The 12,223-nt window shown below is 60.5% G+C and carries 5 protein-coding genes; all 5 read left to right on the forward strand.

The window, feature by feature from the left end; translation table 11 throughout:
- Positions 1 to 76: 76 nt before the first annotated feature.
- The 5 genes from KI231_RS23055 to KI231_RS23075 all read left to right on the forward strand — a co-directional run bounded on the left by KI231_RS23055 (position 77) and on the right by KI231_RS23075 (position 12,181).
- Positions 77 to 4,627, forward strand: a complete 4,551-nt coding sequence (locus tag KI231_RS23055; RefSeq protein WP_213026431.1) for a SpvB/TcaC N-terminal domain-containing protein — start codon at positions 77 to 79, stop codon at positions 4,625 to 4,627.
- A complete protein-coding gene (locus KI231_RS23060) occupies positions 4,624 to 7,338 on the forward strand; it encodes an RHS repeat domain-containing protein (protein ID WP_213026432.1) in 2,715 nt (904 codons plus the stop codon). Before KI231_RS23055 ends, KI231_RS23060 begins: the two co-directional genes overlap by 4 nt.
- A gap of 135 nt (positions 7,339 to 7,473) precedes the next feature.
- Positions 7,474 to 9,234, forward strand: a complete 1,761-nt coding sequence (locus tag KI231_RS23065) for a sensor histidine kinase (protein ID WP_103306417.1) — start codon at positions 7,474 to 7,476, stop codon at positions 9,232 to 9,234.
- Positions 9,234 to 10,565: a two-component system response regulator MifR gene (gene mifR, locus KI231_RS23070; RefSeq protein WP_213026433.1), complete on the forward strand. Its 1,332-nt coding sequence runs from the start codon at positions 9,234 to 9,236 to the stop codon at positions 10,563 to 10,565. Before KI231_RS23065 ends, mifR begins: the two co-directional genes overlap by 1 nt.
- 296 nt (positions 10,566 to 10,861) lie before the next feature.
- The gene (locus KI231_RS23075; protein ID WP_103306415.1) at positions 10,862 to 12,181 is read left to right on the forward strand and encodes an MFS transporter; all 1,320 of its coding nucleotides are present in this window, start codon (positions 10,862 to 10,864) and stop codon (positions 12,179 to 12,181) included.
- The last annotated feature ends 42 nt before the right edge of the window (positions 12,182 to 12,223 follow it).

Below are 12,223 nucleotides of genomic sequence, written 5' to 3' on the forward strand. Positions count from 1 at the left end.
CTGACAGGTTACGCGGCGCCCGGTTCTTGATAGCGTCAGTCCACCCCCGATCACAGCGTGCGCAACGGACAGAAACATGGCCGATCAAGACCTGAGCATCACTACGCCTTCCATCGCCAAAAGCTCATCGATTGCCACCATCGGCAAGAGTTGGGGCGCCGTCGGCCCGACGGGTGCTGCGTCGTTCGAGCTGCCGATTCCCCTGTCCGCCGGGCGTGGCTGGGATCCGCAGCTGTCGTTGACCTACAGCAGCCAGACCGGCAACGGCCCGTTTGGCATCGGCTGGAATCTGGGCCTGGGGCAGATCAGCCGGCGCACCAACAAAGGCGTGCCACGCTACACCGAACACGATGAAATCATCGGCGCCGACGGTGAGGAGTGGATGCCCGAACTTGAGGCTGATGGTTCGCTCAAGTCGCGCCTCGAAACCCATTACGGCGGCGAGGACATCGGCTCACACCGCGTGGTGCGTTACTGGCCCCGGGTGGAAAGCGATTTTGCCCTGCGCGAGCTATGGCAACCGACGAAGGATCAGCCGCCCTTCTGGCTGATCCATGGCGCCGACGGCTCGTTGCATCTGTATGGCAAGACGCCATGGCTGATCCATGGCGCCGACGGCTCGTTGCATCTGTATGGCAAGACGCCTGACTCACGTCGTGCCGATCCGGGTGATCAAACCAGGATCAGCACCTGGCTGCTTTGCGAAAGCATGAATACCCACGGTGAGCACATCTGTTTCGCTTACAAAGCCGATGACCAGGACTCCGACCCGATTCACGACTACCGTGCCCAACGCTATCTGGAGCGGGTGTGTTACGGCAACTTCACCGCCAGCAAGGATTTGTACGCCTGGACAGTGGAACAGCCTGCGCAGCTGAACTGGCATTTCCAGCTGATCTTCGACTACGGCGAACGCAGCGCATCGTTGACGGAAGTCCCGGTGTATGACGGCGACACCTTGCTACCCTGGCCAGTTCGCCCGGACCCTTTTTCGACGTTTGGCCAGGGCTTTGCAGTCGGCACGCGCAGGCTTTGTCGGCAAGTGCTGATGTTTCACCATTTCCCGGTGAGCCTGCGTGGCAAACCGGTGCTGGTACGACGCCTGTTGCTGGAGTACCGAAATCCACAAAGCGCAACTCAATGGACCCAGAGCCAGATCAGCGCCGCCCACTATCAGGCCTTCGATGCCAGCGGCGCCGTGGAACATACCCCGCCGGTGGAGTTCGACTACTCCGCGTTCGAGATCAATAAAACCCCGACACGCCTGTTCGCCATGGACACACAGCCAGGCATCGAAGACGGTGGGTTCTACCAGTGCGTTGACCTCTACGGTGAGGGCGTTCCAGGTTTTCTCTGTCGCTATGACCAATGCTGGTACTACCGCGAGCCGCTGCGTGGCGAAGCCGGCGGTGATGAGATCGGTTATGGGCCGTGGACAGCGCTGGAGAGGATTCCGGTTGCCGATCGCAGCCGGCCGGTGCAGCAACTGCTCACCGACCTGACCGGTGATGGCCGCCTCGACTGGATCACCGCGCAACCGGGCGCCAGCGGTTTTCGTACGCTGAATGCGCAACGCGAGTTCGCCGATTTCGTGCTGTTCAATGCATTCCCGCTGGAGTTCTTCAATACCCTGGCGCAACTGGGCGACCTCAGCGGTGACGGGCTCAGCTCCATCGCCCTGATCGGCCCGCACGCGGTGCGTCTGTACGCCAACCAGCGCGAGCAAGGATTCGCCCGCGCCGAAGACGTGCCGCATACCCCGGCCCACGACCGCTTGCCGTTATTCAGCAACTCGCCCACCGAGCTGGTGCTGCTTGGCCATCTGCTGGGCAGCGACATGCCCGAACTGTGCCGCATCCGCCATGACGAAATCACCTGCTGGCCGAACCTGGGTCACGGCCGGTTTGGCGAAGGCCGCAAGATCAGCTCCCTGCCCTTCGCCTACGAGCAGTTCGATTCGGCACGGGTACGCCTTGCCGACCTCGACGGCTCCGGTGCACCGGCCTTGATCTATCTGAAGTCGGATGTATTCGAGATCTATCTGAATCGCGGTGGCAACGGCCTGGAGCAGATCCCGGTCATCGTGCCCTGGCCCGCAGGCGTGCGTTACGACCGCTTCAGCCAGGTGAGTTTCGCCGACCTGCAAGGTCTGGGCTGCGCCAGCCTGATCCTGACGGTGCCGCACATCAATCCAGAGCATTGGCGCTACGATTTTGTCGCGGCCAAGCCTTATCTGCTGACCGCCAGCAATAACAACATGGGTTGCAGTACCAGCGTGGTCTACCGCAGTTCGGCTCAGGAATGGCTGGATGAAAAACAACGATTCCTCAAGCTGAAACGTCTGCCGGTTTCCCACCTGCCGTTTCCGGTGGCAGTGGTCAAAAAACAACAGCAACTGGATGAGATCACTGGCAACTGTCTGACCCAGGCGTTTACCTGGCGCGAAGCTGTTTACGACAGCAAGGAGCGCGAGTTCCGCGGCTTCGGCCAGTTGCAGCAAACCGATAGCGAAAGCGCCACGGCGGATGACGACGTCGGCTTCAGCGCACCGGTGCGGGTGTGCACCTGGTTCCACACCGGGCAAGCGCTGGATCGCCAGCGTGACGGCTATTTCAATGCAGACCCGCATGCCGTGCCGCTGGGCAAAACATTGTTCAGCCGCTACCACGCCGGTGACGAAATAGATGAACCGATCGCCCCCCATGACGCCGACAGTGAGTACCAGATCGCCCGGGCGCTGGTTGGCTCAATTACGCGCGTAGAAACTTATGCCGATGCGGACATGGACTTGCCGGGCATGGCTACACCCTATGCCGTGGAAGAACGGCGCTATCTGTTGCGTGAAGTCCGACCTCAAGGTCACTCTGCGGCCGCCGTGTTGCTGCCGTTGGTACTGGAGAAAATCAGCTACCAGTACGACCGTTTCATTGACGATCCGCTGTGTCGCCACGACGTCAATCTGCGCTGGAACGACCACGGCCTGTCGACTCATGCATTGGCAGTCAGCTACGCGCGCAGGCTGACTGAACGTGATCAACCGCCGTTCAGCGACCCGGATGAACAACAGTGGTGGCGCGACGCCCATGACGAGGCGCAACAATCGTTCTACCTGAGCGAAACCCGTGCGCAATACATCAACCTGACCAGCAATCTCCAGCAATGGCGTCTGGGCTTGCCGTGGCAACAGCGCGGCAATGCGCTGGTGTTGCCAAAAGGCACCCTGCCTGAAGGATTGTCCCCGGTTGAAATGAGTTTCGAGCAACTCGCGCTGCATCAGGATTCGCCGCACTGGAACACTCAGCGGGTGCTGACGACGCAGTCGGTGCAGCGTTATCTAAGCTCCGACGGTTTGCCGCTGGACGACGGTGACGCCGAATTCGAAGCACTGGCGGGGCCGCTGGAACTGGCGCAACTGGACAAGACGGCGCTGGACGCTTACGACGTTCTGCCGCCGCCCTTCAATATCCGAGATGAACTGAAAAATATCGGTTACACGCCGATGCGGTTGCAGTTCGAGACCGAGCCGGACGATGCCGAAGAAAATCTGTGGTCATCCACCTTCGGTTTCGCCGATTACGCCGACATCGAAGGTTTTCATCAGGTGCGCAGCTACCGCGAAACCCCCAGCCATGGGCTCACCACCGCCGAATACGATGATTACCGACTGGCGATCACCCAGGTCGTGTTGCCGAATGGCTGCACCACCCGGGTCACCTACGACTATCACGCACTGCAACCGCTGACGATCACCGATGCCAACGACAATATCGAGGAGGCGATCTACGAACCTTCCGGCCAGCCGCTGGCGACCAGTTTCCACGGAACTGAATACGGCAAGGCTGCGGGTTTCGAAACGTTGAGCAACTACGTGCGTCCGGAGGATCATCGCCCCGATCCAGCGATAGAAAAGCCACACGATGCCGTGCAAAAAGCTGCCAGTACGCTGCGCAAGGACTTGTTCAGCTGGATGGGAATGAGCCCGACCGACAGCCCTGCCGCCGGCGAATGGCTCGCCAGCGGTGACATCCTGCCCAGCGGCTACATTCGTGCCAGCGCCCGCCGACGACTCACTGGGCTCGCCACACTGACGGCGGCAGAACAGGCATTGCGCGAGGTGATCGTCACGACCCGTCGCGAACCGGTGCACACCGTTGTCCTCAGCGCCGACCGTTACCCCGATGACCCCGTGAAGGCGCAGATCCAGATCACCAAGGCCTGCGTCGACGGTTTTGGTCGAGCGCTGCAAAACCAGCAGTTGGCCGACCCGGGCTTGGCCTATGCGGTGGACGCTGACGGCTCGTTGATTGTCGAGGACGGTCAGTTCGTTGAAGTCCATGCCGATCCGCGCTGGCGCATCAGCGAGCGCATCGAATACAACAACAAAGGCCTGGCCGTGCGTCAGTTCCGACCGTTTTTTGCCAACGCCCACGGTTATATCAATGACCAGTCGCTGCACACGCTGGGTCACTACGATCAACTGTTCTACGACCCGCTGGGGCGCGCGGTCAAACTGCTCAACGCCAAGGGTGACTTTTCCCGCGAGACGTATCATCCGTGGTATCACGCCAGCGAAGACTTCAACGACACCGCTGAAGCGGTGCCGTCACAACGGAGATCACGGCGTTGACCGCCACCGTGCATTCGCGCACGCCCTCACTCGCGGTGAGTGATGGCCGGGGCCTGCCGATTCGTCAGGTCGGCTATTTGCGCAGTGTCGCGGGCGCAGAGGTAACGGCCCTGATCAGCCGTCAGTGCCACGACGTGAGTGGGCGGTTGGTGGAGCAATGGGATCCGCGTTTGCCCGCGCCCAATCTCTCAACGGTTTACGGTCTGGCCGGCGAGGCACTGAAAGTCGCCAGTGTCGACGCCGGCTGGCGCCTCAGCCTGCCGGGGCTGGCCGCTGAGCCGCTGCAGCGCTGGGACGAACGCGGCGGTCATTGGCGTTCGACCTTCGATGATCAGTTGCGCGTGGTGGCGGTCGAGGGCCGTGATGCAACCGATGTCGATAGCTTCATTTACGCCGATGCCAGCGCCGATGCCGGACTCAATCTTCGCGGCCAATTACTGGAGCAGAAGGATCCGTCCAGCGCGTTACGCCTGAATGGCTATGCCTTGTCCGGCCAGCCGTTGAGCGAAACCCGTTCATTTCCCGATGGCGAAGCTTTCACCAGTCGGCGCGTGTTCAATCCGTTGGGGGCGGTGCTGGAACAGATCGATGCGGGCGACCATCGCCAGAAGTCGAACTATGGCTTGGCCGGGCAGCTCAGGCAGGTGCAACTGCTGGTCAATGGCAAGACCAAAAGCGAAGAGGTATTGCTCGACGCGCAGTACAACGCCGAGGGGAAGATCATCGAACAACTGGCGGGCAACGGGGTGCGCAGCCGCTGGACTTACGATCCGGCCAATGGTCGCTTGCGCAGCCAGTCCAGCCACAAAGACGCCAAGGCTCTGCAAGACTTCGAATACTTTTATGACCCGGCCGGCAACATTACCCGTATCGAAGACCACGCCTTCCAGCCAATCTGGTTTGCCAACCAACTCGTCGACGGCCACCGCGACTTCAGCTACGACTCGCTGTACCGGCTGATCAGCGCCAGCGGTTACGACGACGGGCCGCTCTCGGACATTCCGGGGCTACCGCAGCCCACCGATCCGAACAACCGCCTCAACTACACCCAGACCTACACCTACGACGCCGGTGGCAACCTGACCGAACTGGTGCATGTGCGAGCCGGCGCCAGCTACACCCGCCAGATGCGCATTGACCCGACCAGCAACCGTGGCGTGCGCTGGCAACCGGGCGACGCCGAACCTGTCTTCGACACATTGTTCGACCGCCACGGCAACCTGCTGGCTGTGCAACCCGGTCAGCCCCTGCAATGGAACGCCCGCGACGAACTGCAAAACGTGACGCTGATCCACCGCGAAGGGGGTCAGGATGATGCCGAGCATTACCATTACAGCCAGGGTCAACGGGTGTTCAAACGCCATGAAACCTTCAGCGGCGGCGCCGGACATTTTGCTCAGGTGCGCTACCTGCCGGGTCTGGAAATCCGCAGCAAGGACAACGGCGAAGAACTGCACGTCATCAGCGTCGGCAATGCGCGCTGCCTGCATTGGGCAAAAGCGCCTCCCGCCGACATCGACAACAATCAACTGCGCTACAGCCTCGAGGATCATTTGGGATCCTGTTCGATGGAACTGGATCACAACGCGCAAACGATCAGCGAAGAAGGCTATTACCCGTTCGGTGCCACGGCGTGGATGGCTGCCGCGATCGAGGTCAGCTATAAGTTCGTGCGTTATTCCGGCAAGGAAATGGACGTCAGCGGTCTTTACTACTATGGCGCGCGCTATTACGCACAGTGGCTGCAACGCTGGGTAAGTGCTGACCCGGCAGGGGATGTGGACGGGCTGAATCTGTATGGGTTTGTCGGGAATAATCCGCTGAGGTATGTCGATATCAATGGAGAGGACAGAACGCCCGCGGAACTGAAGGCGGATATTGAGTTTTCGATCAAGTTCCTGAGCGGCGTTAATTCGAAGATGGATATCCTTGAACAGCAAATAGATAACCTGTCGAGTCCGGCTCGCTTTCGCTCAATGATAGGGATGAAATTTATTGATCTGGCCGTCAAAACAGGTCTCAACTTTGTCGCGACAACAATTGGATTTGACAAGTTTCATGACTTTGCGGGGGGCGACCCGTTTAATCCGGGAGAACTAAAGGGCCTGACCATAGGCAACATTGTGGGTGACGAAATATCAGCTCGCATCGACAAAGTGGCATCCAATGTCAAAGCTTTGAATGCAAGCATTATTCCGCATAAGTCCGATATTTCCGCTGAAGCGATCCAGCAACAGATAACCGCTCCCGGGAGCTCTCCTCTCGATATATTCGCAAACCCACAGGCGTTTGGTCCGAGTCAGTTCATTGAAGCGGCCAAGTACATTGTCCCTACTGTACTGGGGTCCCAGCTCTATGGTGTTGGAGAGCTGATGGAACTTGCCAAGGTCGCAGAAGATGGCAGCAGGGCAGAAGAGGGATTATTTCCTCAAGAAATAAACGCCCATATCGACGAGCTCGCGAAGTTGCATGAGGTCACGACCAAAGTAGCCAACCGCGGACTTGCAGCTTTCAATGAACTTGGTTTGAAAGAATATTACAGCTCGAACTTAAATTACTTTGTCGACCTGTTCCGCGGCACGGTTGGCCACCAACAAGCCGGCTCAGTCAAGTATCAAAACCTGGAAGCGCTGACAGAGCGAGCGCTGTACACCATTAGCGACAGGCAGGCCATGTACAAGAGTTACGCCAGACAAGTGGCAAGGAAGTAGATGAGCATGGTTGAAAGCATTCAGACAATCGTGAACGGGTGCCTGCGCCTGACCTCCGTGGCCTGACCGAACAGAGCGCCGGGCCACGCCCGCCCATGCTATCGTGCCCGCCCGAACTGCCACCGTTAACCCAGCATGCTGCCGACTTCCCGTACCTTGCGTCTGTCGTTGTATACCCTGCTGATCATCGCCGGTGCGGCTGTGGCCGCCACGCTTGCCATTCGCCACGCCGAACGTCAGGCGCTGGAAGAAGACGCGGCCCGCGCCAACCAGCAACTGGCGCTCTATGCCAATTCGTTGCACACCCTGATCGACCGCTATCGCGCCCTCCCCGCCGTACTGGCGCTGGACCCGCAATTGCGTTCGGCGCTGACAGGTCCGGTCGACGCCGAACAACAGAACGCACTCAATCTGAAACTGGAAAAGATCAACGGCGCGGCGCAGTCCTCGACCCTTGAACTGCTCGATCACAGCGGCCTTGCGGTGGCCGCGAGCAACTGGCGTTTACCGAGCAGTTATGTCGGCCACAATTACGGCTTTCGCCCCTATTTCAGCCAGACCCGCACCCAGGGCACCGGGCGTTTTTACGCGGTGGGTGTGACCAGCGGGATTCCCGGCTACTTTCTCTCCAGTGCGGTGCTGGGCGACAACGAGCAGTTCCTCGGGGCAATGGTGGTCAAGCTGGAATTCCCCGAGCTGGAACGCGAATGGAGCCAGGGCAACGACACCCTGCTGGTCAGCGATGCGCGCGGCATCATCTTCATTGCCAACCAGCCCGGCTGGCGTTATCGCGCCTTGCGGCCGCTGACCGCCAGCGACATGGCCGAGATCAAAGCCACCCGCCAGTACGACAAACAGTCGCTGGTGCAACTGACTCATTTGTCCCTGCGCAGCTTCGACGACAACAGTGATCTGCGCCGCGTCGAAGGCCCGCAAGGTACGGCGGATTATCTTTGGGAGTCGCTGCCACTGACGGCCGAAGGCTGGACGCTGCATCTGTTGCGCCGTCCGCAAGTGGCCTTTGAAGACCTGCGTAACGCCGGGCTCGCGGCTGCCGGCGTGTGGCTGGCGCTGGTGTTTCTGCTGCTGTTTCTCAATCAGCGCTGGCGCCTGTCGAAAGTCCGCCAGCGCAACCGCGAAGAACTGGAGCGGCTGGTCGAGGAACGCACCCGCGATCTGCGCACCGCGCAGGATGGCCTGGTGCAGTCGGCGAAACTCGCCGCCCTCGGGCAGATGTCCGCCGCCCTCGCCCATGAAATCAACCAACCGCTGACGGCTCAACGCATGCAACTGGCGACGCTGCGGCTGCTGCTCGAGCATGGCCGCGTCGATGATGCCTACAAGGCGCTGAAACCGGTGGACGATATGCTCACGCGCATGGCCGCCCTCACCGGCCACCTGAAAACCTTCGCCCGCAAGAGCCCCGGCGGTTTGCGCGAACGCCTGGATCTGGCGACAGTGGTTGATCAATCCCTGCACTTGCTCGACGCGCGCCTGCATGACGAACAGGTCAGTCTGGTGCTGCACCTGACCCGTCCGGCGTGGGTGCGCGGCGATGCAATCCGCCTGGAACAGGTGCTGATCAACCTGCTGCGCAACGCCCTCGATGCCATGCAGGGCACACCGTGCAAACGTCTGGAAATCCGTCTGGAAGCCGACGAGCAACTGTGGCGCCTGAGTGTCAGCGACAATGGTGGCGGCATCCCCGACGAACATCTGGGCCAGGTGTTCGATCCGTTCTTCACCACCAAGCCCGTGGGCGATGGCCTGGGGCTGGGGCTGGCGGTTTCGTTCGCCATCGTGCATGAATCAGGCGGACGCCTGAGTGTGGAAAATGGCGCGAGCGGCGCGGTGTTCACCCTGACCTTGCCGATCGATCTGGAGGCGCATATCTGATGCTCAACTCGGTGATGGTGGTCGATGACGAAAGCAGCATTCGCAATGCGGTCGAGCAATGGCTGAGCCTCTCGGGTTTCGAGGTGCAGCTGTTCAGTCGTGCCGAAGAATGCCTCGCCGCCCTGCCCGTGCACTTTGCCGGGGTGATCCTCAGCGACGTGCGCATGCCCGGCCTCAGTGGTCTGCAACTGCTGGCCGAAGTGCAGCGCCGCGACGCCGACTTGCCGGTAATTCTGCTCACCGGTCACGGCGATGTGCCGATGGCGGTCGAAGCCATGCGCGACGGCGCCTACGACTTTCTGGAAAAACCGTTCAGCCCGCAAACCCTGCTCGGCAGCTTGCGCCGGGCCCTGGAAAAACGCCGGCTGGTCCTGGAAAACCGTGCCCTGCACGAGCAGGCCGACAACCGCGCGAAACTCGATGCGACGCTGCTCGGCGTGTCCCGTGGCATGCAGACCTTGCGCCGGCAGGTGCTGGATCTGGCGGCGTTGCCGGTCAACGTGCTGATCCGTGGCGAAACCGGCAGCGGCAAGGAACTGGTTGCCCGTTGCCTGCATGATTTCGGGTCACGGGCGGACAAGCCGTTCGTGGCGCTGAACTGCGCGGCGATTCCTGAACAATTGTTCGAAGCCGAACTGTTCGGCCATGAGAGCGGCGCGTTTACCGGCGCCTCCGGCAAGCGCATCGGCAAACTGGAATACGCCGATGGCGGCACGCTGTTTCTCGATGAGATCGAAAGCATGCCGTTGGCCCAGCAAGTAAAACTGTTGCGAGTGTTGCAGGAGCAGAAACTCGAACGCCTGGGCTCGAACCAGAGCATTCGCGTTGACTTGCGCATCGTCGCCGCGACCAAACCCGATCTGCTCGACGAAGCGCGGGCCGGGCGTTTTCGCGAAGATCTGGCGTATCGTTTGAACGTTGCCGAACTGCGGCTGCCACCGTTGCGGGATCGCCGGGAAGACATTCCGTTGTTGTTCGAATCGTTCGCCCAGAGTGCGGCGCAGCGTTTGGGGCGTAATTTTCCACCGTTGACGGGCGGCCAGTTGAGCCACCTGCTCAGCCACGACTGGCCGGGCAATGTGCGCGAACTGGCGAACGTTGCCGAACGCCAGGTGCTGGGGCTTGATGAGCCGGCGCCAGGGATCGATCCGGGCCAGTCGCTGGCGGCGCAGCAGGAAGCGTTTGAAGCGCAGTGTTTGCGCGCGGCACTGACCCGGCACAAGGGCGATGTGAAAGCGGTGCTTGAAGAGTTGCAACTGCCGCGCCGGACATTCAATGAAAAGATGCAGCGGCATGGGTTGAGTCGGGAGATGTTTGTTCCAGGCAACTGATTTTTGCAGTATTGATCGTTCCCACGCTCCGCGTGGGAATGCAGCCTGGGACGCTCTGCGTCCCCTCTAGAGCCGAACGCGGAGCGTCCGTTGAGGCATTCCCACGCAGAGCGTGGGAACGATCGGAGTAAGCGATATTTCGCTCATAGACACTCTGCGATAAGCGGATTTCCGCTCAGCCAATTCCGCTGCCCCCTCTAAACCGCCCCTCTCCCCGTTGGCACACCTCCTGCTATAGCCCTCGCAGGCTGCGTTCCCGCGCGCTCCACAAAAACAATTAAACGAAGGATCCTTCAATGGATAACTCCAACGCCCTGCCACTTGGGTCGGCTGCCGTGCCGGCCAAAGAAAGAACCACCGCCAGCCGGATCAAATCGATCTTCAGCGGTTCCGTCGGCAACATGGTCGAGTGGTACGACTGGTATGTGTATGCCGCCTTCTCGCTGTACTTCGCCAAGACATTCTTCCCCGCCGGCTCCTCCACCGCGCAACTGATGAACACCGCTGCGATCTTCGCCGTGGGCTTCCTGATGCGTCCGATCGGTGGCTGGCTGATGGGGCTGTACGCGGACAAGGTCGGTCGCAAGAAAGCCTTGATGGCCTCGGTCTACCTGATGTGCTTCGGTTCGCTGCTGATCGCCCTCAGCCCGAACTACGAGACCATCGGCATCGGCGCGCCGATCCTGCTGGTGTTCGCCCGTCTGCTGCAAGGCCTGTCGGTCGGCGGCGAGTACGGGACTTCGGCCACCTATCTCTCGGAGATGGCGACCAAGGAACGTCGCGGCTTCTTCTCCAGCTTCCAGTACGTGACCCTGATTTCCGGTCAGCTCATCGCGCTGGGCGTACTGATCGTGCTGCAGAACGTGCTGACCACTGAACAGCTGTATGCATGGGGCTGGCGTATCCCGTTCGCCATCGGCGCACTGTGCGCAGTGGTGGCGCTGTACCTGCGTCGCGGCATGGAAGAAACCGAGTCGTTCACCAAGAAAGAAAAGTCCAAGGAAAGCGCCATGCGCACCTTGATGCGCCACCCCAAAGAGCTGTTGACCGTGGTCGGTCTGACCATGGGCGGTACGCTGGCGTTCTACACTTACACCACTTACATGCAGAAGTACCTGGTGAACACCGTCGGCATGAGCATCTCCGACTCGACCACCATTTCTGCCGCCACGCTGTTTCTGTTCATGTGCCTGCAACCGATCATCGGCGGCCTGTCGGACAAGATCGGTCGTCGTCCGATCCTGATCGCTTTCGGCGTGCTGGGGACGATTTTCACCGTGCCGATCCTGATGACCCTGCACACCATCCAGACCTGGTGGGGCGCGTTCTTCCTGATCATGGCGGCGCTGATCATTGTCAGCGGCTACACCTCGATCAACGCGGTGGTGAAGGCCGAACTGTTCCCGACTGAAATCCGTGCACTGGGCGTCGGCCTGCCGTATGCACTGACCGTGTCGATCTTCGGCGGTACTGCCGAATACATCGCGCTGTGGTTCAAGAGCATTGGCATGGAAACCGGTTATTACTGGTACGTGACGGCGTGTATTGCCGTGTCGCTGCTGGTGTACGTGACCATGAAGGACACCCAGAAACATTCGCGGATCGTCACTGACTGATCGGGTGTTCACAGCCACTGCAACGGTGGCTGTTATGGCCCC

The organism is Pseudomonas sp. Seg1 (genome assembly GCF_018326005.1).
Classification (GTDB): domain Bacteria; phylum Pseudomonadota; class Gammaproteobacteria; order Pseudomonadales; family Pseudomonadaceae; genus Aquipseudomonas.

What these genes read in the sequence shown, in the direction of transcription:
- mifR (WP_213026433.1), top strand. Translation starts at nt 9,234, where the DNA reads ATGCTCAACTCGGTGATGGTGGTCGATGACGAAAGCAGCATTCGCAAT.
- KI231_RS23065 (WP_103306417.1), top strand. Translation starts at nt 7,474, where the DNA reads ATGCTGCCGACTTCCCGTACCTTGCGTCTGTCGTTGTATACCCTGCTG.
- KI231_RS23075 (WP_103306415.1), top strand. Translation starts at nt 10,862, where the DNA reads ATGGATAACTCCAACGCCCTGCCACTTGGGTCGGCTGCCGTGCCGGCC.
- KI231_RS23055 (WP_213026431.1), top strand. Translation starts at nt 77, where the DNA reads ATGGCCGATCAAGACCTGAGCATCACTACGCCTTCCATCGCCAAAAGC.